23 protein-coding genes, 3 tRNA genes, 1 rRNA gene and 1 other annotated feature are annotated in these 24,683 nt (G+C 31.1%); of the genes, 1 reads left to right on the top strand and 26 read right to left on the bottom strand.

Annotation, left to right across the window (positions count from 1 at the left end; genetic code table 11):
• From T514_RS25260 to T514_RS0121225, 13 genes are all read right to left on the bottom strand, one after another.
• Positions 1-328, bottom strand: a 328-nt coding sequence (locus tag T514_RS25260; protein ID WP_034869890.1) for a GTP-binding protein, incomplete at its 3' end; no start/stop codon positions are given.
• Positions 329-406: 78 nt separating this feature from the next.
• Positions 407-482, bottom strand: a tRNA-Thr gene (locus T514_RS0121170).
• Positions 483-496: 14 nt separating this feature from the next.
• Positions 497-571, bottom strand: a tRNA-Gly gene (locus T514_RS0121175).
• Positions 572-641: 70 nt separating this feature from the next.
• Entirely contained in the window at positions 642-1,292 is a 651-nt protein-coding gene (gene sigH / locus T514_RS0121180) for an RNA polymerase sporulation sigma factor SigH (RefSeq protein WP_278246546.1), read from the bottom strand.
• A gap of 68 nt (positions 1,293-1,360) precedes the next feature.
• Positions 1,361-1,873: an NYN domain-containing protein gene (locus tag T514_RS0121185; protein WP_027626544.1), complete on the bottom strand. Its 513-nt coding sequence runs from the start codon at positions 1,871-1,873 to the stop codon at positions 1,361-1,363.
• A complete protein-coding gene (rlmB, locus tag T514_RS25265) occupies positions 1,870-2,619 on the bottom strand; it encodes a 23S rRNA (guanosine(2251)-2'-O)-methyltransferase RlmB (RefSeq protein WP_034869892.1) in 750 nt (249 codons plus the stop codon). The genes T514_RS0121185 and rlmB overlap by 4 nt, the downstream gene beginning before the upstream one ends.
• 25 nt (positions 2,620-2,644) lie before the next feature.
• Positions 2,645-3,379, bottom strand: a complete 735-nt coding sequence (thyX, locus tag T514_RS0121195) for an FAD-dependent thymidylate synthase (RefSeq protein ID WP_027626545.1) — start codon at positions 3,377-3,379, stop codon at positions 2,645-2,647.
• Between the two features lie 24 nt (positions 3,380-3,403).
• The gene (locus T514_RS0121200) at positions 3,404-3,835 is read right to left on the bottom strand and encodes a Mini-ribonuclease 3 (RefSeq protein WP_027626546.1); all 432 of its coding nucleotides are present in this window, start codon (positions 3,833-3,835) and stop codon (positions 3,404-3,406) included.
• Between the two features lie 40 nt (positions 3,836-3,875).
• Entirely contained in the window at positions 3,876-5,276 is a 1,401-nt protein-coding gene (gene cysS, locus T514_RS0121205; RefSeq protein WP_027626547.1) for a cysteine--tRNA ligase, read from the bottom strand.
• Positions 5,277-5,302: 26 nt separating this feature from the next.
• Positions 5,303-6,514, bottom strand: a complete 1,212-nt coding sequence (ilvA, locus tag T514_RS0121210; RefSeq protein ID WP_027626548.1) for a threonine ammonia-lyase — start codon at positions 6,512-6,514, stop codon at positions 5,303-5,305.
• Between the two features lie 27 nt (positions 6,515-6,541).
• Positions 6,542-8,236 carry a proline--tRNA ligase gene (locus T514_RS0121215; protein ID WP_027626549.1) on the bottom strand — a complete coding sequence of 565 codons (1,695 nt, stop codon included), beginning with the start codon at positions 8,234-8,236 and terminating at the stop codon, positions 6,542-6,544.
• A gap of 80 nt (positions 8,237-8,316) precedes the next feature.
• Positions 8,317-8,492 (bottom strand) — a binding site (T-box leader).
• Positions 8,493-8,559: 67 nt separating this feature from the next.
• The gene (gene ispD / locus T514_RS0121220) at positions 8,560-9,249 is read right to left on the bottom strand and encodes a 2-C-methyl-D-erythritol 4-phosphate cytidylyltransferase (RefSeq protein WP_027626550.1); all 690 of its coding nucleotides are present in this window, start codon (positions 9,247-9,249) and stop codon (positions 8,560-8,562) included.
• Between the two features lie 24 nt (positions 9,250-9,273).
• Positions 9,274-10,377 (bottom strand): PIN/TRAM domain-containing protein, encoded by a 1,104-nt coding sequence (locus tag T514_RS0121225; protein WP_027626551.1) that lies wholly within the window; start codon positions 10,375-10,377, stop codon positions 9,274-9,276.
• Between the two features lie 298 nt (positions 10,378-10,675).
• Between T514_RS0121225 and T514_RS0121230 the strand changes: the two genes are divergently transcribed.
• Positions 10,676-11,074, top strand: coding sequence for a nucleoside triphosphate pyrophosphohydrolase family protein (locus tag T514_RS0121230; RefSeq protein ID WP_027626552.1), 399 nt, complete (start codon positions 10,676-10,678; stop codon positions 11,072-11,074).
• A 59-nt stretch (positions 11,075-11,133) separates the two neighbouring features.
• Here T514_RS0121230 and disA read toward each other — a convergent pair whose 3' ends face one another.
• The 13 genes from disA to rrf all read right to left on the bottom strand — a co-directional run bounded on the left by disA (position 11,134) and on the right by rrf (position 24,609).
• Entirely contained in the window at positions 11,134-12,195 is a 1,062-nt protein-coding gene (gene disA / locus T514_RS0121235) for a DNA integrity scanning diadenylate cyclase DisA (protein ID WP_027626553.1), read from the bottom strand.
• Between the two features lie 16 nt (positions 12,196-12,211).
• On the bottom strand, positions 12,212-13,579 hold the full coding sequence (gene radA / locus T514_RS0121240; RefSeq protein WP_027626554.1) for a DNA repair protein RadA: 1,368 nt from the start codon (positions 13,577-13,579) through the stop codon (positions 12,212-12,214).
• A 433-nt stretch (positions 13,580-14,012) separates the two neighbouring features.
• Complete coding sequence (locus T514_RS0121245) at positions 14,013-16,445, bottom strand: ATP-dependent Clp protease ATP-binding subunit (protein WP_027626555.1); 2,433 nt, start codon at positions 16,443-16,445, stop codon at positions 14,013-14,015.
• A 30-nt stretch (positions 16,446-16,475) separates the two neighbouring features.
• Positions 16,476-17,507, bottom strand: coding sequence for a protein arginine kinase (locus tag T514_RS0121250; RefSeq protein ID WP_027626556.1), 1,032 nt, complete (start codon positions 17,505-17,507; stop codon positions 16,476-16,478).
• Positions 17,508-17,518: 11 nt separating this feature from the next.
• On the bottom strand, positions 17,519-18,034 hold the full coding sequence (locus tag T514_RS0121255) for a UvrB/UvrC motif-containing protein (protein ID WP_027626557.1): 516 nt from the start codon (positions 18,032-18,034) through the stop codon (positions 17,519-17,521).
• Between the two features lie 70 nt (positions 18,035-18,104).
• Positions 18,105-18,563 (bottom strand): CtsR family transcriptional regulator, encoded by a 459-nt coding sequence (locus T514_RS0121260; protein WP_027626558.1) that lies wholly within the window; start codon positions 18,561-18,563, stop codon positions 18,105-18,107.
• A 207-nt stretch (positions 18,564-18,770) separates the two neighbouring features.
• Complete coding sequence (locus T514_RS0121265; protein ID WP_027626559.1) at positions 18,771-19,949, bottom strand: alanyl-tRNA editing protein; 1,179 nt, start codon at positions 19,947-19,949, stop codon at positions 18,771-18,773.
• Between the two features lie 23 nt (positions 19,950-19,972).
• Complete coding sequence (locus T514_RS0121270; protein ID WP_027626560.1) at positions 19,973-20,608, bottom strand: histidine phosphatase family protein; 636 nt, start codon at positions 20,606-20,608, stop codon at positions 19,973-19,975.
• Complete coding sequence (locus T514_RS0121275; protein ID WP_027626561.1) at positions 20,605-21,564, bottom strand: ROK family protein; 960 nt, start codon at positions 21,562-21,564, stop codon at positions 20,605-20,607. Before T514_RS0121275 ends, T514_RS0121270 begins: the two co-directional genes overlap by 4 nt.
• A 64-nt stretch (positions 21,565-21,628) precedes the next feature.
• The gene (locus T514_RS0121280; protein WP_207640961.1) at positions 21,629-21,877 is read right to left on the bottom strand and encodes a hypothetical protein; all 249 of its coding nucleotides are present in this window, start codon (positions 21,875-21,877) and stop codon (positions 21,629-21,631) included.
• A 227-nt stretch (positions 21,878-22,104) separates the two neighbouring features.
• The gene (gene fusA, locus T514_RS0121285; RefSeq protein ID WP_034869894.1) at positions 22,105-24,189 is read right to left on the bottom strand and encodes an elongation factor G; all 2,085 of its coding nucleotides are present in this window, start codon (positions 24,187-24,189) and stop codon (positions 22,105-22,107) included.
• 223 nt (positions 24,190-24,412) lie between these two features.
• A tRNA-Asn gene (locus T514_RS0121290) sits at positions 24,413-24,487 on the bottom strand.
• A 5-nt stretch (positions 24,488-24,492) separates the two neighbouring features.
• Positions 24,493-24,609 (bottom strand): 5S ribosomal RNA (gene rrf, locus T514_RS0121295).
• Between the last annotated feature and the right edge of the window lie 74 nt (positions 24,610-24,683).

A 24,683-nucleotide genomic window follows, 5' to 3' on the forward strand; every position in this document is an offset into this window, starting at 1 on the left:
CTGCTGCACTTACAACTAAGATTGCTCCATCCATCTGTGCTGCTCCTGTTATCATGTTCTTTACATAGTCAGCGTGTCCTGGACAGTCTACGTGTGCATAGTGTCTGTTGTCTGTCTGGTATTCTACGTGTGATGTATTGATTGTGATTCCTCTTTCTTTTTCTTCTGGTGCCTTATCTATTTGGTCATATTTGAATGCTTCTGCAAATCCCTTGTTTGCTAATACTGTTGTTATTGCTGCTGTTAATGTTGTCTTACCGTGGTCTACGTGTCCTATTGTTCCTATATTTACGTGTGGTTTACTTCTTTCAAATTTTTCCTTTGACATTGTTTGTTTCCTCCTTTATTTATAAATATATTACTTAAGTAAACTTGCCCTGGTGTGTTGTATTTTATATATAAATTTTGGAGCCCATGACCGGGATTGAACCGGTGACCTCCACCTTACCAAGGTGACGCTCTGCCAACTGAGCTACATGGGCAATTTTTTCTATTCTGGAGCGGGAAACGGGACTCGAACCCGCGACGGCTAGCTTGGGAAGCTAGTGTTCTACCACTGAACTACTCCCGCCGGTACAAATCGTTTATTATATACCGATTACTAATTTTAATATAAATAAACTATTTTGTCAATATAAAATCTATTTTATATTTAAGCATTTTTCAAGTTTTCTTTTAACTCTCTGCAAAGCATTATCAATTGATTTCGCATGTCTATCCAAATCACATGCAATTTCTTGATATGACTTGCCATCTATATATGACATAAGCACTTCCATTTCCAAATTAGATAAAACTTCCCCTATTTCATTTTGTATATGTCCCATTTCTTCTCTGCTTATTATTAATTCTTCTGGATCCGCAATTTTTGCTTCTGACAATATATCCATTAATGTTCTATCTGATTCCTCATCATATATAGGCTTATTTAGGGAAATATAGGTATTTAAAGGAATATGTTTTTGTCTCGTAGCTGTTTTAATTGCTGTAATTATTTGCCTAGTTACGCATAGTTCGGCAAACGCTTTAAAGGATGATAATTTATCTGATTTAAAATCTCTTATAGCCTTATATAAACCTATCATTCCTTCTTGATATATATCTTCCTTATCGGCACCTATTAAGAAATAGGACTTCGCTTTAGACTTTACAAAGTTCTCATACTTACCTATTAAGTATTCTTGTGCTCTGACATCCCCTTTTTTCGCTTCAATAACAATTTCCTCATCTAGCATATTTCTAAAGGAAACCTTATCTTTTATATCCTTTTCCTCATTAACCCCTTTTCCCACAATATCCCCCCTAAAACCGTACTACAAGTTAAATTATACCGTACATTGCTTTTTATAGTCAAGGCATTTCACTTATTTTTGCGAATTTTTTGAAGTTTTTCCAATATATCACCATCTATTCTATCCTCTATTGTATTTCTTTTATTGCAAACATTCTTCTCTATTCTATTATTTATCTTTTGCTCTATACTTTTTACTTCATAATAAAATTCTAAGGAAGACATACGTGTAGCACCTCTTTGGAAAACAACCTGTTGCTCCATCAAATCTGAGGTTACTACACAAACATCTGATTTTCTTCCTATGTTATTTATCTTCTTCTCTATAAAGCTATCAGCCGTCTCTCCTTCTTTTGTAAATACCACTACAAGATGCTGCCCAAACTTTTCTTTTTTTTCTACACTTTTAGATACCATATGTGCATCAAAAACTAAAAATATTTTGTATCCATTATAGGCAGCATAATTTTGTAACATTTCTATAAGCTTTTGCCTTGCGCCCTCTAAACTATAGTCCTTTATGGCCTTTAACTGTGCCCAGCTATTTATGACATTATATCCATCTACGAATAGACTTCTCACTTTTTCCCTCTTGTAATCCTCTGCTTTAATATTTCATACATAAGTATTCCTCCTGCAACAGATGCATTTAAAGAGGTTATTTTTCCGATCATTGGTACTTTTACTATTACATCACACTTTTCTCTTGTTAGCTTTGACATGCCCCTACCTTCACTGCCTATTACTAACGCAATAGATCCAGTAAGATCTGTCTCATAACAAAAACTTTCTGTATTCATGTCCGCACCATATACCCATATTCCTTCTTCTTTAAGCTCTTCTATGGCATTATTTATATTAGACACTTTAGCTATTCTCATATATTCAATAGCACCAGCAGATGATTTGTATACAGTTGGTGTAACCCCTACATTTCTTCTTTTAGGAATTACTATACCATGAACTCCACACACCTCTGCTGTTCTTATTATAGCCCCAAAATTATGTGGATCTTCTATCTCATCTAATATAAGTATGAATGGTTTTTCCCCTTTACTTTTAGCATAATCCAAAATATCCTTTATCCCATAGTATTTATACGGAGATATATAGGCTATAACTCCTTGATGATTCCCAGTCTCAGATACCTGCTCTATTTTTCTTCTATCAACTTCTTTTACAACTATTCCCTTTTCTTTCGCTAAGGCTAATATTACATTTACGGAACCCTTAGTATCTCCTTTTGCTACCAAAATTTGTTCAATTGTCCCATTAGAACGAAGTGCCTCTATTACCGCATTTCTACCTTCAATTAAATCCTCTCTCATAAAACATTACCTCTTTTTACTTATTTTATAGGTATTTTGCCCTTATTTCTTGTATCTTACCACAACTCATTTTGCCTTCAGGGCAATCTCCATTTATACAAGAAGGACCGCTATATTTAAAAATTATTGGGGCTACTTCCTTAACTTCTTTAAGCATTTCATTAGCTAACTGTCTAATTTCCCATTGAGCTCTATTACAGCATCTATGTCTAAAAAAGTTCATAAGACTTCTAGCATTCATTGTAAATACAACTTTTGTTTCACACGCATTAGGAAACACATATCTCGCATCTTCAATAGCCTTTTTTTCAGAGCTACTCTTATTCATTCCTTCACTTAAATATTTCTCTTGTAACATACTAACTATGGAATTATAAGCTTTTTGACTATTTTCCATAGCTTCTATATAAATATTTTTTGCTTCCTGACTTTTTTCTATTTCAGGAGGTATTATATACTCAAATTGATCTAACTTAACATATCTTTGACTTTGCTGTGAATAAGAGGCTATCCTATGCCTTACTAACTGATGGGTTAAACTTCTTGATACTCCCTCTACTGCAAAAGTAAAAGATACATGCTCTATAGGCGACTCATGTCCATAAGACATTAACACATTTAAAAACTTATTTATTTTTTCTTCATCTAATCCTTGTTGAATTTCATCCACTCCAACTGCGCTATAACATAACTTTGCAGCTGAAGCTATAACTTTTTCTGGATTAGGTGTATATTCTAATAATTTTACCTTAAGCGCCATCACTTACCTCCTAGTATTTAACGATTAATTTTCTACATGTTCATTATTATAAATATCTAATATTATATGGAAAATTTGATTTAGTTTTCTCTTTTGATCTGTTAAATATAAAAAGCCAATAACAGCTTCAAATCCAGTGGCCATCCTATACTCTTGTATACTAGCATTCTTTGGAGTACTACCAGATTTAGCGTTTCTTCCTCTTTTAAATATTGAAATTTCATCTTCACTTAAATAACATTGTATGTTCTTTATAAATTCACTTTGAGCATGAGCTTTTACAAAACTCACAGCATTTTTATGCAGTTTATTTACATGCATATCTCTATTTTTATCTATAAGATAGCTTCTTACAAACACCTCATATACTGCATCACCAATAAAAGCTAAAGCTAGTGGATTTAACACTCTTGCCTCTTCAATTGTAAACTTTCCTTCTAGTAAATCAAATTCCATTATTATTTCTCCAATCTAATTCAACACCTTAAGCAATAACCTAATTTATCTTCTTCCATCTTACTCCCTGTGGTGTATCTTCAAGTACTATTCCTCTATCTTTGAGATCATCTCTAATTTTATCAGCTAAGGCCCAATTTTTTTCTTTTCTTGCCTGTTGTCTTTGCTCTATAATCTTTTCCATTTCTTCATCTAAGTTTTCTTTAACTGAATTTTGTAATATTCCTAAAGGATTTCCTAATTCCCTGATAAGATCTAGTGAATATTTAACTAATTCCTTTGATGAATCTATAGTAATATTAGTGTTTATATCCCTTACCATATCAAATATAACAGCTATTGCATCTGCAGTATTAAAATCATCATCCATTTTTTCTATATATTTATCTCTATATTCATCTATATGTTTTACATAATCCTTTTCATTTTCCTTTAGATTCTCTTCCTTTATTTCATCTAAAAGATTTTCAAGATTTCCTATAGCATTATATATTCTTTCTAATCCAGCTTTAGTGGATTCTAATAAATCTTCACTAAAATTTAATTGAGTTCTATAGTGACCAGATAACATAAATAATCTCACTACATCTGGAGCATATTTAGCCAAAATATCTCTTGCAGTAAAGAAGTTATTTAATGACTTTGACATTTTTTCATTATTTACATTTAAGAAAGCAGAATGCATCCAATACTTTGCAAAAGTTTTTCCAGTTCTGCATTCGCTCTGCGCAATTTCGTTTTCATGATGTGGGAATATTAAATCATATCCTCCAGCATGTATGTCGATTGTTTCTCCTAAAAGCTTATAAGCCATGCAAGAACATTCTATATGCCAACCCGGTCTTCCCATTCCCCATGGACTTTCCCAAGCTGGTTCACCTGGTTTTTGCTTTTTCCATATAGCAAAATCCATAGGATCTTTCTTTCTCTCATCTACATTTATTCTAGCTCCAGCTTGAAGATCTTCTAAATTTTGTCCTGATAACTTTCCATATTCATCAAACTTTTTAGTTTCAAAATAAACATCTCCATCCACTTCGTATGCATATCCTTTATCTATCAAATCTTTTACAAACTGTACTATTTCATCTATAAATTCTGTAGCACGTGGATTTACAGTAGCTCTTTCAATGTTTAAAGCATCTGCATCTTTATAATATTCATCTATAAATCTATCTCCAAGTTCCTTTACTGTAATTCCTTCCTCATTAGCCTTCTTTATCATTTTATCATCTATATCAGTAAAGTTTTGTATGAAATTCACCTTATATCCTCTATACTCTAAGTATCTTCTTACAGTATCAAAAACAATAAATGTTCTACCATTACCAATATGAAAATAATTATATACTGTAGGTCCACATACATACATATTTACTTCCTTTGGCTTAATAGAAATAAATTCTTCCTTTTTTCTTGTCAATGTATTAAAGACTTTCATATATTAACCCTCCTCTTTGTATTTATCTATCCTACTATTTCTAAATTATATCCTTTTTGTCTTAAAGTATCTATTACTTTTTGTGCATGTTCACTTGTTTGAACTTCTATTTCAAATAATACATTAGCATAATCAAGTCCTTTTTCATTCCAATTGTTATCTTGCCTTACTTTAACTACATTTGCACCCATAGATACCACATTGGTTACCAATTGACCTAACTGCCCTACTTTATCTTGTAATTCAACTACAAAGCGTATTCTTCTTCTTAATATAATCAATTCTCTATCTATTATCTTAGATACAGAAGCTATATCAATATTTCCTCCACTAATTAACGCCACTACATTTTTGTCCTTAACTTCTACTTTATTGCTTAAAATTGCAGCAATAGCTGCTGCACCCGCACCTTCTGCTATTAACTTACATCTCTCTATCAAACAGAATATGCCATATGCAATTTCATCCTCAGACACAGTTACTATATCATCTACATATTTCTTCATATATTCGAATGTCAAATTACCTGGTGTTTTAACAGATATTCCGTCTGCTAATGATTTAACTCCTGGTAATGTAACTATTTCCCCTTTTTCTAAGGATGCCTTAGATGATGCAATTATTGAGGGTTGAACACCTATAATTTTAATATCGGGTTTAATAGCTTTAGCAGCTACTGCAATACCTGATATTAACCCTCCTCCTCCAATAGGAACGACAATAGCATCTACATCTGGTAAATTCTCTAATATTTCAATACCTATAGTTCCTTGCCCAGCTATAACCTCATTATCATTAAATGGATGAATAAAAGTCGCTCCTGTTTGCTTTTGTACCTCTAGGGCTTTGGAATAACATTCATCGTATACTTCTCCATGTTGAATTACCTGGGCTCCATATCCCTTTGTAGCTTGAACTTTTGCTTGAGGAGCAGTCTCTGGCATTACAATAGTTGATTTAATACCAAATGCTGTGGCTGCATAAGCTACCCCTTGAGCGTGATTGCCTGCAGAAGAAGCTATAACTCCCCTTTTCTTCTCTTCTTCCGTAAGACTAGCTATCTTGTTATATGCACCTCTTATTTTGAAGGCTCCTGTTTTTTGCTTATTTTCACATTTTAGATAAACGTTATATCCACTTTCTTTAGTAAAAGTTGAAGAGTAAAACAAAGGAGTCCTTCTTGCAACCTCCTTTATATTTTCCTGTGCCTTTTTAATTTCACATAAAGTTAGTTCCATAACCTTATCCCCCTATTAAATTATATTTTATTTAAATTCTTTCTCAACCCTTTCAAAAATCTCACTGATACTTATAAGCTCAATATCAGAAGAATTTCTTAACTTAAACTCAACATTTCCCTCTTTAACCTTTTTACCTACAGTAATTCTCATTGGTATACCTATTAAATCTGCATCCTTAAATTTAACCCCTGCTCTTTCATCTCTATCGTCTAATAACACTTCAATGCCCATTCCTTTTAATCTATTATATATTTCTTCAGCTACTCTTACTTGCTCTTCATCTTTAGTTACTGCTGGAATTACTATTACTTGATAAGGAGCTATAGCTAATGGCCATATAATTCCATTTTCATCATGATTTTGTTCTATAACTGTAGCCATAGTTCTATTTACTCCTATTCCATAACATCCCATTATAAGAGGCTTACTTTCACCTTTTTCATCTAAGAAATTAGCTCCCATAGTTTCTGAGTATTTAGTGCCCAATTTAAATATATGTCCAACCTCTACTCCCCTTGCCACAGTCATAGGCTTTCCACATTTAGGACATTTATCTCCTTCTACTACTTTTCTAAAGTCACCCAATTTTCCTTCAAAGTCTCTTCCATAATTCACATTTTCATAATGATATCCTGTTTCATTAGCTCCTATAATAAAATTATACATGTTAGCGACTTCTTCATCAACAAATAGTACATCAACTTTAATTCCTATTGGTCCTGCAAATCCAACTTCTGCTGAAGTAGCATTTTTTACTGTAGTAGCATCTGCCATTTCAAAATCTATTGCTCCTCCAAGTGCATTTACTACCTTTACTTCATTAACCTCTCTATCTCCTCTAACCATTACAGCTACAACTTTATCATCTGCTTTATATATAAGAGTCTTAGCAAACTTTTTAGGAGTAGTTTTAAAAAACTTAATTAATTCATCTATAGTCTTAACATCTGGTGTGGTTACCTTGTTTAATTCTTTTATATCTTCATTTTCTAAAACTTCAGGCGTAGATGGTGCCTTTTCTACATTTGCTGCATATTCACAAGCTGTACAAAATGCTATTTCATCTTCTCCTATTTCAGACTTAACCATAAATTCAGCAGAACCTGATCCTCCCATAGCACCTGAATCCGCCTCTACGCATTTACAAACTAATCCACATCTTTTAAATATATTGTGATATGCTTCATACATCTTATTATATGAGATATCTAATCCTTCATAATCTTTATCAAAACTATAAGCATCCTTCATTACAAATTCTCTAGATCTCATAACCCCGAATCTAGGTCTTCTTTCATCTCTATATTTAGTTTGAATTTGATATAGATTTAATGGTAATTGTTTATAAGATTTAATTTCATTTCTTGCTATATCTGTAAAAACTTCTTCATGAGTTGGTCCCAGACAAAACTCTCTCTCATTTCTATCTTTTAATTTAAACATTTCTGGTCCAAATACTTCCCATCTACCAGATTCCTTCCATAATTCTGATGGAAGTATAGCAGAAGCTAAAAATTCTTGTGCACCTGCCTTATCCATTTCCTCTCTTACTATATCTTCAATTTTCTTCATAACCCTTAGCCCTAATGGCATGTAGTTATAAATACCTGATGCCATTTTTCTCATCATTCCTGCTCTTAGCATTAATTGATGACTTACTATTTCTGCTTCTGCTGGTGTCTCTCTTAGTGTACTTATTAACATTTTTGATAATTTCATAATTATGATTCCTCCCTTAGTTTATTGTATATTATCTTTGATTTAAAAATTTAATTCAAAAAACAAAAAAATCGCCCTATACTTAGGGCGATTTTTATCGCGGTACCACCTAATTTTCAACTTAATTCACATAACGGCTATAACCGGTAGGTTTTTCCTACAGCTCCAAAGCAGGTTCGAAACGGTTGAAAATCTCTCAGCTAAAAATTTTCTCTCTGTTAATATTGTCTCTACTGTTCTTTTTCATAGCTACATATTAAATTATATGACTATTAATATACTATATTAACAAATTGAAAACTGTCAAGACTATAGATTTAAATTTAATGAAGTTCTTTCATTATACTTTCTCCAATTATCATATCTTCTGGAGTAGTTATTTTAATATTTTTATAATCTCCGTCATATATATATACTTTATATCCAAAGTATTCTACCACGGAGGTATCATCTGTAACCTTTACCTTTTTTTTCATTATTTCTTTATGGCACTTATATATTAAATCATATTTAAAACACTGAGGAGTTTGAACATTTGCTAAAGTATCCCTATCTAAATTATCTATAGAGAATCCTTCTCCATTTATTATCTTTATAGTATCTTTAGGCCTAACCCCACATGAGCAAGCCCCATATAGTTTTGCATATTTTATACCTTCTGATATTATTCTATTACTAACAAAAGGCCTAGCTCCATCATGAATAAGAACTATATCTGCATTTTTAACTTTATTTAATCCACTCAATACAGATTCTTGTCTTTCCTTACCACCTATTACAATAGACTCTACTTTACTTATGTTATATTTTTCTACTATTTCTTTTCTGCAATATTCAGCTTCCCCTTCAGCAGCAACCAAAACAATACTCTCTATCTCTGGATGAATATTAAAAGCCTGTAAAGTATAAACTAGAATGGGTTTACCTTTTATATTTAAAAACTGCTTATTTATACCCGCCCCCATTCTAGCTCCTTTACCAGCAGCTAGAATTAGCGCACAATTTTTCTTCATGTCTTACTCCCTTTTACTATTATCTTATTCTAAAGAATCTTTTTGTTTGGCAAATATCATTCTTCCAGCTGCTGTTTGAAGAACAGATGTCACTACTACATCTATTATTGTTCCAATATATCTTCTCCCGCCTTCAACTACAATCATAGTACCATCATCAAGATAAGCGACACCTTGACCTGATTCTTTTCCATCTTTTATTATTTGTATTCTCATTTCTTCTCCTGGAAGAACCACTGGCTTAACTGCATTTGCTAGCTCATTTATATTAAGCACTGGCACTCCTTGAAATTCCGCTACTTTATTTAAGTTATAATCATTAGTTATTACTTTTCCATTCAATACCTGTGCTAATTTTAAAAGCTTACTATCTACTTCTGCTATATCCGGGAAATCTTTTTCATATATCTGCACGTCCACATTAAGTTCCTTTTGTATTTTATTTAAGATATCTAATCCTCTTCTTCCCCTATTTCGTTTTAGTCCATCAGAAGAATCAGCTATATGCCTCAACTCTTCTAATACAAAATTAGGAATTATTAATGTCCCTTCTATAAACCCTGTTTGACATATATCAAATATTCTACCGTCTATTATAACAGAAGTATCTAAAACCTTAGGGTCTCCTCCTTTATGGGACTTTGCTTTTTTCTCTTTATTACTAGCTCCAGTCCTTTTTATATTAGAAAATAATGATAAAATATCCTCCCTTTTCCTCAATGCTATATTAGCACCAAGCGCAGCCATAACTACTGCTACTACAACTGCTAATGCAACTCCCACTACAGGTATTCGAGCCAACAAGTTCACAAATAAAGCGGAAATACCAAGCCCTATTATTGCACCAAAGGTCCCTATTAAAACCTCATTGGTTGGTACCTTTTGAATGCTCCTTTCTATGTAATCCATAACTTTTTCAATAACAATAATAATCCACGGAGATATTAAAAATAATATAAGTCCAAATAATATGGTAGATAACAGTATAAACAATGCAGTCTTTATAGAACTTCCTTGAAAATAAGAAAAACTTGATAAAATCTCTGAGCCTATAGCATTTTCACCAATAATGTATCCAAGAGTAAATCCTATAATAGTAAACAGTCCCCTTAATATTTTTTTTAACATTCCAATTCACCTCCTAATTAAATTATTTACATTTTATCGCTCTTTCAATCCTGTTAATAATTAATATATATTAATAAGTTCTAACTTTCAATAAGCTGTCCTACTATTTAATTATTTATTCATTGAATATTTTAAATGATTTAACATTTAAAATTATTATCCCCCTATCATTATAAACACTTTTCATTTATTATATATCTAAAGCTAGATTTTAAATATATAGCTTAGTTGACAAAATTGTCTGAAAAAAATTATAATATTTTTAGAAGTACAACAATCATATAAGGAGTTGAGCTCTATGAAAGATTTAATCTTTGATAATTTTCAAAATGCTATTGATGAATCACTATTAAGACATAAAAGTATTTTAGATATACTGACAAAATTACAGGAATCCGAAAGTCGAATAAATAGAGCCGTAGTAAAATCTGTTACAAACTGCGGTTGTATAAAGGTAGAAGCCAAAAAACAGGAACTTCCTCAAGAAAATGATGATATAGAAGAACTATCCAAGGCTCTTAAAACTCATGTTAACGGTGCCTTATGTGATAATTGCAGAGAGGTTATTGAACGTGAAATTGGGAATAATTTATTTTATTTAGCTTCATTATGCAATACTTTAGATTTAAATCTTTATGATGTATTTATTAAAGAATATGATAGAATAAACACCTTAGGTAAATTTACTTTAAGGTAGAAATATCTTTACTATAATAGAATAAGTAAATGTTAAATTTACTTATTCTATTTATATTTCTAATGCTTATCAATCATAATTTGCTCCCTTAATCTTCTTAGCCCATTTTTTATGGCTTTAGCTCTAGCTTCCCCAATTCCTTCTACTTTATCCAATTGTTCATAAGTAGCTTCCATTACAGCTTTCAATTCTTTAAAATTCTTAACAAGATTTTCTATTACACTACTAGGTATTCTGGGTATCTTATTTAACATTCTATATCCCCTAGGTGAAATGAGGGTATCCACTAATGGTACTCCAACATACCCTAAATTTTTGGATATTGAATCTAAATTAAGTAACTCTTCAGATGACAATCCTTGTATCTGTTTATATACCTCATTATAATCCATGTATGTTTCACAATAGTCTCTAATTAATAATATCTCATCTTGTTCTACAGATTTTATTAATTCGTTTAATTGCATAGAAATAAGCCTACCTTCATTTCCTAGTTCACATATGTATCTCTCTATTTCTCCTACAATTCTCATAACCATTTCTGTTCTTTGTATAGCAGTCATTACATCAAATAAAGTTACTAAATCCTCAAATTCTAATATATTCAAATTATTTACAACTCTGTCTAATACAGCTACATATTTTTCCAATGTCTGTAAGGCTTGGTTTGCCCTACCAAGTATTATGCTACTATCTCTTAATACATATTTTATGCTCCCCTTATATACAGTTATAATATTTCTTCTTTGAGATATAGCAATTACAATAGTTCCTGTTTGTTTTGCCATTCTATCGGCTGTTCTATGCCTTGTTCCTGTCTCAAAAGTTGGTATACCTGAATCAGGCATCAACTGTGCATTTACACGTATAATTCTCTTTAAATCACTACTTATAACTATAGCTCCATCCATTTTTGCTAATTCATAAACATAAGATGGGCTGTATTCTGCATCTATTACAAATCCTCCATCTACTAGATTTACTATTTGCTCACTATCACCTAATACTATTAGTCCTCCAGTTTTTGCTCTTAATATATTTTCTAACCCATCCCTAAGCGAAGTACCTGGAGCCATTATTTTAAGAATATTCATCAGTTCCTTATCTTTTTCAAATCTCACTTTTACTCACCCTATACTAAAATACTTTATTTATTACTTCTTTTAAAGAAGATACTCCTACAATATTTACGTTATTTAAATTTATTTTGTCTTTATTTCTCGAAGGTACAATAAAATTTTTAAATCCCATTTTACTACCTTCATTTACTATTCTATCACAAAATGTTACTGGTCTTACTTCTCCAGTTAATCCTATTTCTCCTACTACTAATAACTTTTCTAATTTTGTTTCACAACTTTTTATACTAGACACTAGAGCTAAGGCAATTCCTAGATCACCTAGAGTTCCTTCTATATTAAGTCCTCCTACAACATTTACATATACATCACAGTTATAAAAAGGTATTTTTAACTTTTTTTCTAAAACAGCTAATATAAGATTTAACCTAGATGTATCTACCCCAACAGCAGTTCTTCTCGGCATCACAGCTTTTGTTTCACTTACAAGAGCCTGAACTTCTACTAAAATAGGTCTAGTTCCTTCCATAATTCCTATTACTATTGAACCTTCCCTATTAAATTCAGTATCTTCTAAAAATACTGCTGATGGATTGGAAACTTCTTGCAACCCAGTTTCTCTCATTTCAAAAACTCCTATTTCACTAGTAGTTCCAAAACGATTTTTTATAGTTCTAAGAATTCTAAATTCTTCTGTTCTTTCACCTTCAAAGGATAATACAGTATCGACCATATGCTCCAATACTTTAGGCCCTGCTAATGCTCCTTGTTTAGTTACATGCGCTACTATAAAAAACGGTATATCTTTGCTTTTCCCTATTCTCATTATTGCATTTGAGCTTTCCCTGACCTGAGATACACTGCCAGGTGCTGATGTAATGGTATCATTATAAAGTGTCTGTATAGAATCAATTATCACAAATATAGGTTCTGTATCAATTATATGTTTTTCTATAATCTCAACATTAGTTTCAGAAAGGATAAAAAGTTCTTTAGATAAAGCTTCAAGTCTATCTCCCCTTAATTTTATCTGCTCTTCTGACTCTTCTCCTGATATATATAATACTTTTCCATATTGTTTTGATATGTTATTTGCAGCTTGTAAAAGTAGAGTAGACTTTCCTATACCTGGGTCACCAGATATTAGTGTAAGAGATCCTTTAACTATTCCCCCACCTAATACCCTATTTAATTCATTAATGCCTGTATTCATTCTATCATAAGCTATAGATTTGATATTCATAATACTTTGAGGCATATTATTAACTTTAATCTTAGATAAATTACTTCCAGCGGAATAACTTTGTTGAGATTTAAACTCCTCTACCATACTATTCCAGCTATTACAATTTGGACACTTACCAGCCCATTTGGGAGATTCATATCCACATTCCTGACAAACGAAACAACTCTTAATTTTCCCCATTTAATCAACTCCTAATATTCCGTACAAATTATAATTATACAATACTATTGCTAAGTTTTGTCAAGAATAAACAAGGAAGTTTTAAAAAAATTTAAAACTTCCTTAAACTCTAGTAAAATAATCTATCTAAAATTAGATAATAACATTCTTATTCAACAAGAATGTCACTTCTTTATCTAAAAACTATAATACAATTAGGATGAGTATAAAGGATTTATGTTTGTATATATTCACAAAACTTTTCACCAAACAATTTTCTAACTATACTAGTTTATTCTTGCCACTTATTAACAATATTATTCTTTTCGCTTTCACTCCATTTACTATTTTCATAGTGACTGACTTACTAATGCAACCTTTAATTAAAATTCTACATTTAACCTAACTACTAAAAAAATAGTAAGCAAACCTAATTGCTTACTATCTTCTAGTTTTAAGCTTTATTAAAGATTAATCGGTCATTTCCACTTGTAACTAATACACTATCACCTTTTTTAATATTCCCTCTTAAAATTTCCTCTGAAAGTTTATCTTCTACTGTCTTAGTAATAGCTCTTCTTAATGGTCTTGCTCCATAAACTAAATCAAAACCTTCTTTAGCTAACAATGCTTCTGCTTTTCCATCAAAAGTTATATTAATATTTTGTTCTTTCAATCTCTCTTTTACTGAATTCAACATTAAGCCAACTATTTGTTGTAGATCATCTTCTTTTAATTGATGGAACACAATTATATCGTCTATCCTATTTAAAAATTCTGGTCTAAAGGAGCGTTTTAATTCTTCCATTACATTTTCTTTCATTTTTTCGTATTCATTTTCACTTTCACTATCAGTCATAGCAAATCCTAATGATCTCTGCTTCTTTATAGTAGACGCCCCTACATTGGATGTCATTATAATAATTGTATTTTTAAAGTTGACAGTTTTTCCTTTTCCATCAGTTAATCTACCATCCTCTAATATTTGCAGTAATATATTAAATACATCTGGATGAGCCTTTTCTATTTCATCAAAAAGTATAACAGAATAAGGGTTTCTTCTAACTTTCTCTGTTAATTGTCCTCCCTCATCATATCCCACATATCCTGGTGGAGATCCTATAAGTCTTGATACAGTATGCTTTTCCATATATTCAGACATATCTATTCTTATCATACTATTGTCATCACCAAACATAGCCTCAGCTAATGCCTTACATAATTCAGTTTTTCCTACTCCAGTTGGTCCTAGAAATATAAATGATCCCACTGGTCTTTTTGGATCTTTTAATCCTACCCTAGCTCTTCTTACTGCCCTAGCTACAGATTTAACTGCTTCATTTTGTCCAATTACTCTGCCATGTAAAATTTCTTCTAATTTAAGTAGTCGTTCTGATTCCTTCTCTGTTAGCTTTTCAACAGGGATATTAGTCCATTTTGATATTACTGAAGCTATTTGAGGTTCATCTACAGTCAATGTTGATACTTGCTTTTGAGTTTTCCAGTCACATTTTATGCTTTCTAACTTATCCTTTAATTCTTTCTCTTTATCCCTTAACTGCGCTGCCTTTTCAAAATCCTGTACTCTTATAGCATCTTCTTTTTCCTTAGTTATTTTTCCTAGATCCTCCTCTAACTGTTTCATATCAGGAGGAGCTACCATATTTTCAATTCTTACCTTTGAAGCAGCCTCATCTATTAAATCTATAGCTTTATCTGGTAAATACCTTTCTGTAATATACCTATCTGATAAATTAACTGCTGCTTCTATTGCATTATCCGTTATTTTAACTCTATGATGAGCTTCATATTTATCTCTTAATCCATTGAGTATAAGTACTGCCTCTTCCTTTGTTGGCTCTCCTACTACAATAGGCTGAAATCTTCTCTCCAACGCTGCATCCTTTTCTATATATTTTCTATATTCATCTATAGTAGTAGCCCCTATGCATTGTATTTCACCTCTTGCTAAAGCTGGTTTTAAAATATTTGATGCATCTATTGCACCTTCTGCAGCACCTGCACCAACTATAGTGTGAATTTCATCTATAAACAGAATTACATCGCCAGATTTTCTTATTTCCTCCATAACCTTTTTCAATCTGTCTTCAAATTCACCCCTATATTTAGCTCCTGCAATCATAGAAGATAAATCTAATGTAACTACTCTTTTATCTCTCAAAATTTCTGGTATATTAGCTTCTACTATCTTTTGAGCTAATCCCTCAGCTATTGCCGTTTTACCAACTCCAGGATCACCAATTAAGCAGGGATTGTTTTTTGTTCTTCTACACAATATCTCTAATACTCTTTGAGTTTCCTTATCTCTTCCTATAACAGGATCCAATTTTCCTTCCATAGCCATTTCTGTTAAGTCTCTTCCAAACTGATTAAGTGTTGGTGTTCCCTCATTAGATTTCTTATTCATACTTGCACCATTAGTAGGCTGCTCCCCTGATAAATCCTCTATTATTTCCTTTCTTAATTTATCAAAATCAGCACCTAAATTATTTAAAATTGTATAAGCTACTCCTTCAGATTCCTTAATCAAAGCTAATAAAATATGCTCTGGTGTAATAAAATTATGATTTAAGTTTCTTGCTTCAAGTAAGCTTAATTCTAAAAGTCTTTTAGTTCTCGGTGTTAATGGTATTTCATTTCTATATAAATCTATTTCACCTTTTCCTTCATATTCTTCAATCAAATTTTTTACATCTTCCATGGTAATACTCATGTTATTTAATAAATTTTTTGCTATTCCCTCTTCTTTAAGTATTCCAAGTAATATGTGTTCAGTCCCTACATATCCATGCTGTAAATCTTGTGCCTCTTGCTGAGCATAAAGTAACACTTTCTGGGCCCTTTCTGTAAATCTTCCAAACATCATTTTAATTCACCACCTTAGTAATTTATAGACTTACTTTATTTTTAGTAATTTTTCTCTAACTAGTTTAGCTCTATTTACACTTTTTAATTTATCTGATAGTTTCTCACCATATAATTTTTGTAACATAGCTGGTTGAGTATCTACCATTAACTCATTTAATAATTTTTTATCTACATCTTTAATTATTCCCATTTCAACACCAAATCTTACATCTGATAATAAATTTAAACATTCTGCTGTATCCAAAAGTATTGCAGATTTTAAAATTCCTAAGGATCTATATAGCTTATCCTCTAACTCATATTTATAATTATTAAAGATCTTTTTTCTAGCTAAGTTCTCTTCATTTATTATTTGATTAACTACAGCTTTTAAATTATCTATTATCTCTTTTTCACTTAACCCTAAAGTTATCTGATTAGATATTTGATATATATTACCACTAGCCTTAGATCCTTCTCCATATAACCCTCTTATAGTCATACCTACTTGAGTTAATGCATTTAAAATTCCATTCATTTCATTATTCATTGACAAAGCAGGCAGATGTATCATAACTGAGGCTCTCATTCCTGTTCCAATATTAGTAGGACAAGCTGTCAAATAGCCTAGCCTTTCCTCAAATGCATAATCAATTTTTTCCTCAAAAAAATTATCTATCTTCTCTGCAAATTCATAAGCATCCTCTAAGTTTAATCCAGAAGTTATACACTGCAATCTTATATGATCTTCTTCATTTATCATTATACTTACTGTTTCATCTTTATTTGCTATAAAAGCTGCTTTATTACCGTTTAAAAGTAGCTTATTGCTTATTAAATGTTTTTCTAGATAAGCAGTACTATCAATAGATTCTAATTGCCATAAATAAAATGTAGCATATTCCTCTTCTATATTAGGTAAATTATAAAAAGCTTCTTCAATTTTATTTACAACGTCCCTTCCTTGGCTTTCTTTTAATTTATGAGGGAATGCTACATCTTTTATATTTCTCGCAAATCTTATTCTGCTACTTAATACTATATCTTTATTATCTCCTGATGTTTCTAACCAGCTTTTCACATTAATCCCCCCTAATTATTATTTTGTATTCCCTTTATTTTATCTCTTATTTCTGCCGCTCTTTCATATTCTTCTAAAGTTATAGCTTTTTGAAGTTCTTCTTTTAATTCCAGTATTCTTTTTTTATCCAAAATATCTTTTCCTGCCTTTTTAGGAATTTTACCTACATGCTGGATATTACCCTGAACGCTCTTTATTACAGGCATTAGTGTAGAACCTAGATTTTTATAACATTCACTACATCCTACAAGTCCCTTTTCTCTAAACTCTTTATAACTAGTTCCACAATTTTTACATACTGGAGTATAATTATTTCCTTTTTCTGATGGCTGACTTATATAATCCATAATCCCACTCAATATATTTTGAAATGTAAATGGTGAAACAAGATTCATATCTGCATGCACATTAAAGTTTCCCATTTCCTTAGCACATTTTTCACATAAATTCAACTCCTGTTTTACACCATTTATAATTTTAGCTATATGAACATTTGCTTCATTTTTTTTACATCTTTCGCATAACATACTACTACCCCCTAAGAGAATAATTATATATTTTTCCAATTAAATACAATTATATCATATTAGCAAAATATTATAACAACAATAGAAATAAAATATTCTTTAGTATATCGGCTCTAACCTTATTTTTAGTTTCTCCTGCTGCATTAAGTGTTCTATCATTAACAGCTACTTTGATAATATTTGCCTCCATTTCCCCAATAACATTAGACTCTAATAAACTATTAACTATTTGCATAGTGCTATGAAAGGTTATACTGTCACCTATCTTATCATTCAACACTTTAAGCAAATATTTATTATGATCAAAGTCTATATGCTTGATTATTATACATCCTCCTCCACCTCTTTTACTTTCTACATAATATCCTTTATCTGTAGTAAAACGCGTAGTTAATACATAATTTATTTGAGAAGGGGCACAGCTGAAATAATTGGCTAGCTCATTCCTTTGTATTTGAAGTTCTCTTTCTTCATTACTTTCCAACATTCCCTTTATAAATTCCTCTATTATATCTGATAATCTTGCCATAGCTATACCTCCCTGACTTTGTCTTTCTTTGACTTTATTTAATATTAATATTTTTAGTTTTTTTATTCAACTGTTAAATTGTTATTTAATATGACCAAAATCATTTTTACCTCTTATTATCTTATAATCTCTTAATAATACTAATTATTCCTCTAATTATACTTAGTATTCAAATATATTAGTGTCAATAGACACTAATATATTATTTTACTTATTTTCATCTACTAATTCCTTTAAATAGCTTCTAAATTTAATCATATCTTCATTATTCTTAAATGCAGCTTGTGCTTGCTTGTCACTACCTCCACCCTTTCCATTGAATTTTAGTAAGCTTTCCTTGAATATTTTTCCGCAATGTAATGACATATTTAGATTATTTGAAAATAATATTTTGTTCTCTGTAGTTGAAACTAATATTGTAACATACTTGCCTTTTTTAAGTATTTCACTATTAATCATTTTTATATGTTCAAAATCCTCTTTAGAAAACTCCTTAGTTATTACATTAGAATTACTACCACTTATTATATCCTGTGCAACATAAGAACTTATTATTTCTTTTAGATCCTTAATGTCTTTTAATAACCTTCTAATTTCATTTGAATCATTCTTTGCTTTTTCAATAATTTCATCCTCTACTAAAGAGTAGTGCCTACTCAGGTTTGTGGTTATATCATGTTTTTTTTCGTAATCTTCTAAAGCCTTTCTACCACATTTAAAATATATCCTCGTCATTCCTTTATAATTTTCTGTTTTTATAATTTTTATTAATCCTATTTCACCAGTACTACACACATGTGTTCCACAGCATGCTATAATATCTATTCCTTTTATTTCTACAATCCTTATGTTCTCTTCAACTTTACATTCTTTTCTTAATTTTAATTCTTCTAAATCCTCATTTTCCACAAAGTATGATAATATTGGCAAATCTTTATATATGTATTTATTAGCCATAACTTCCACTGCTTTAACCATATCCTCTGTCATATTGATAATAGAGTTATCAATGGTTATATAATCGTCTCCCATATGAAATCCATCATTATTTGTATTATACATTTTATAAAGAACTGCTGATAACAAATGTTCTCCTGAATGTTGCTGCATATAGTAAAACCTTCTATCAAAATTCAGTTTACATTTAACTATTTTATTTTCTGGTATTTTTTCAACAACATGATATATTATGTTATCTTTTTCAAAGACATCTATTACTTCTATATCATCTATACATCCCTTATCCGCAGGCTGCCCTCCTCCTTCTGGAAAAAAGGCTGTTCTATCTAACACTATTAAAAATTTATCCTTCTCATGAATAATATCCTTTATCTCACTTTGCCATTCATTAAGATATACATCTTCATAATATAGCTTTTTCGTCAAAATATGTCACCTCCACTTAATACTTAAACTACCTTAATTTCTTTCAGATTTTTTATATGTGAAGCATCTGCATGCATTAATACTTCCCTATTTTCCCCATCAATTTTTACTACTGTCAAACTTGTAGGATGAATATAAGGATCTCCCCAAAATTTTTCTAAAGGAATATCTTGTATATATGACATTATTGATTTCAGTGCTATAGTATGGGTGACAATAAATATATTTTGTCCAGGATGCTTCTTCGCCATTTCTTCAATAAACTCTGATGTTCTTTCTCTTACTTGTATAAAACTTTCACCTTGTATGGGCTCATATAAATGTGGTGCATTCCAAAAATTGAAAAGTTGTTCTTTATATAAACTATCTATCTCTTCTTGAGCCAATCCTTCCCATACTCCCATATTTATTTCCCTAATTCTATCATCAGTTATAATGGGTACATCTCTATTTCCTCTAACTATTTCAGCAGTTCTATAAGCTCTTCCTATAGGACTTGCATATATATAATCAATATTAGTATTTTTAATTCTATCCCTTAACCATGTTGCTTGATTTATCCCTGCTTCTGTTAAAGGTGAATCTTTCCACCCCTGCATCCTTTTTTCAGTATTCCACATAGTTTGTCCGTGTCTTGTTATAAATAAAGTAGTTGTCACAGTTCAATTCCCTCCTCAATTAATGCTAAAGCAATAGATCCCATTACCCCTGCATCAGTTCCTAATGCTGCTGGAACAATTTTACACGCCTCAGCCATAACTTTAAAACATCTTTGGTTCACCACTTCTCTCATCTTAGTAAAAACTATTTCTCCTGCCTTTGTTACTCCTCCACCTACTACAATCATTTCTGGATCAAAACTGGATACAATATTTGCTATACATATTCCTAGATAGTTTAAACTTTTATTTATTATATCTATTGAAACTTTATCTCCATTTTTTGCTTCCTTGAAAACTTCATATGAAGTTATATTTTCGTATTTAGCAAGAGCTGTATTTTCTCCTTTTTGTACTGCTTCTTTTCCTTGTCTAGCTATAGCAGTCCCTGATGCCATAACTTCAGCACACCCATAATTACCACAATTACATCTAGGTCCATTGGGATCCACAGTAGTATGACCTATTTCTAAAGCATTAAATGTATTTCCTCTATATAAAGAACCATTAATAATTGCTCCTCCACCTATTCCTGTACTTACTGTTACATAAATCATATTTCGGGTCCCTTTTCCTGCTCCAAATAGTAATTCACCAAGAGCAGCTACATTAGCGTCATTATCTAAATATGTAGGAACATTATACTTAGATTTAATAGGTTGTACAATATTGAAATTACTAAATGGCAAATTAGGTGTTGTTATTATAACTCCGTTTCTAGAATCTAACGGTCCTGGTGATCCTATACCTATAGATCTTATATTCTCTATAGTCTTATTCCCACTTTTCAACACATTGTCTATTGTCATCATTATTCTATTTAACACATGATCTTTGCCTTTAGAAGCTTCAGTATATATGGTACATTGGCTAATTATGTTACCATTAAAGTCTGATAAAACCGAATTTATCTTTGTTCCACCTAAATCAATTCCTATAACATAATCCTTATCCATTACCCTTCCTCCAATACCTTCAATTAAGTATAAAATTACTTATTTTATACATTATAACATACTTTTAATACACCTTATTTGCTCTACTAGCCAAAATACAATACTTAGAATTACCTAATTCTTTACTCTCTACAATATGAAACCCTTTATCTTTTAGCATATTACATACAATATAATAATCATCCTTATTATCAAAGTTCATATTTATAGTTAGACTATCTTCTTCACCTACTATATCTATATAATCATATATACTACTATAATCTGAAAGATTAATTATTCCGTTTATATCCAACTTATATTGTGACATCATATATTCCCCCTTCTATTTTGCTTTATTTTTTGTAAATAAGCTCTAAAATATTCATATAAATATATATTGTTAAATTGATTTAATACTTAGTTTTAAATGTAAAAAATCATACAATGTAAGTATATTCAACAGATAACAATAAAATTAATAGAAATAGGGAATAATACGTCACCAATTAAAAAACAATAAAACCCATGTAAATATACTTCACATGGGTTTTATTATTTTTATAAAGTTTCCTTTTCTCTCCTTTTTTCTTCAACTATCTTTGCCATTTCCATAGCAGGTACTTCTTCATATCTTTCAAATTTAATAGTAAAGGTTCCTTTTGCCTGAGTCAATGACCTTAAATCCGTAGCATATCTAAACATTTCAGCTTGAGGAGCTTCAGCTATAACTTTTTGAAGCTTACCACACTGTTCCATTCCTAGTACTCTTCCTCTTTTCTTGTTTAAGTCACCTATTATATCTCCCATATATTCATCTGGAACAAGAACCTCTACATGCATAATTGGTTCTAATAAAACTGGCTCAGCTTCTTGAATGCCTTTTTTATAAGCTATGGATGCTGCCATTTTGAATGCCATTTCTGAAGAATCTACAGGATGATAAGAACCATCATGTAGTGTAGCTTTTAATCTTATAACTGGATATCCAGCTAAAACACCATGTTGTATGCAATCTTTTAATCCTTTCTCTACTGCTGGAATATACTGTCTTGGAACAACCCCTCCTACTACTTGATCCACAAATTCTAGTTCATCTCCATCAAGTCGTGGTTCGAATTTTATTTTTACATCTCCATATTGGCCATGTCCACCTGATTGTTTTTTATGTTTTCCTTGTACATCAGAAGTCTTCTTTATTGTCTCTCTATATGGCACTTTAGGTATCTGCAGCTCTACTTCAGCTCCAAATTTATTTTTCAATTTAGATGCAATAATTTCAAGATGTGTTTCTCCTGTTCCTGAAATAATAGTCTCAGCATTTTCAATATCTCTAGATATCTTAAATGTAGGGTCTTCCTCTAATAGTTTCGAAAGTCCTGAAGATATTTTATCTTCATCGTTTTTTGCCTTAGGTATTACTGCCATAGCCATTAATGGTTCAGGGAAGCTTACTTCTTCATAACATATACCCAAACTAGAATCGCACAAGGTATCCCCCGTACTAGTATATTGTAACTTAGTTACAGCACCTATATCTCCTGCAATTATTTCATTAGTATTAACCTGTTGTTTACCTTTCATAAAATACAATGCACCAAGTTTTTCTTGTTTATCCTTATTAGGATTATATACAGTTATATCCTGTTTAGCCTTTCCTGTTATAACTCTAAACATAGATAATTTTCCTATAAATGGATCTGCTATAGTCTTAAATACTAATGCTGAAAATGGTGAATCTTCAGATATCTTTACTTCTATTTCGTTATTTTCCTTTAAACTTCTCGCCTTTTGTGGAAACACTTCTTCAGGACACGGAAAACATTCTATTATATCATCTAGAAGTGTCTTTACTCCTTTTCCTGTTAAAGCTGATCCACACATAACTGGAGCAATTTCTCCTGTAGCACATCCATTAATTAATCCTTTATATATCTCTTCTTCACTTAATAATCCATCACTAAAATATTTGTCTAATAATTCCTCATCTGTCTCAGCAACTGCTTCCATTATCATATTTTTGCATTCTTCAACTTTGTCTTTTAATTCTTCTGGTATTTCAGCATCTTCTATATCATCAGTTTTAGGATTATATACTCTTGCCTTATTTGAAATAACATTTACAACTCCTTGGAATCCAAGTTCCTCTCCTATTGGATACTGAATAGGAACCACCGAAATTCCAAATCTTTCCTTCAGTTCCCCTAAAGTTTTTTCATAATTGCTATTTTCTCTATCTAACTTATTTATATAAAAAGCTCTAGGTAACTTATTTCCATTAACATATTCCCAAGCCTTATCTGTTCCTACTTGCACTCCCGAAGTACCAGATAAAACTATAAGTGCTACATCTATTGCTCTTAATCCTTCAATCATTTCTCCTACAAAATCAAAATAACCTGGCATATCTACTAAATTAATTTTAACGTCTTGCCATTCACATTGTGCTATAGAAGTAGATATAGAGATTTTCCTTCTCTTTTCTTCTGCATCATAATCTAATATACTTGTTTCCTCATCCACTTTTCCAAATCTATCCACTGCCTTAGTACGATAAAGTATTGCCTCTGCTAAAGTTGTTTTTCCTGAACCGCTGTGCCCTATAATTCCTAAATTTCTTAAGTTTTTAGTTTTATACTCTTTCATAGCAATTCCCCCTAACATACTTTTGTCCCTATTTACTATATTCTATTCAAAGATAAAAAATCCTTTTAAATTAAATATAATTTTCAAAATTATTTGACATTGTATTTTTTACCAAATTTTGATTAATTATTCATATAGTAATTTTAAAAAAATAAGCCATAATAACAATTAAATTGTTATTATGGCTTATATATATTCTACATAATTCTTCAAAAAATAAAAATGGCTCCGTGGAGAGGATTCGAACCTCCAGCCCTTCGGTTAACAGCCGAATGCTCCACCATTGAGCTACCACGGAACATAACCTGGCGACGACTTACTCTCCCACAAGGCCTCCCTTGCAGTACCATCAGCGCTTCAAAGCTTAACCTTCGTGTTCGGTATGGGAACGGGTGTTACCTTTGAGCCATAATCACCAGATGCTGATTTACAGAAATCTTTGATTTCGTTTTAAATCAGTTTGAAAGAAATATTCTTTCAAAATTGCACAAAGT

This window comes from Clostridium lundense DSM 17049, from assembly GCF_000619945.1.
GTDB classification, from domain to species: domain Bacteria; phylum Bacillota; class Clostridia; order Clostridiales; family Clostridiaceae; genus Clostridium_AO; species Clostridium_AO lundense.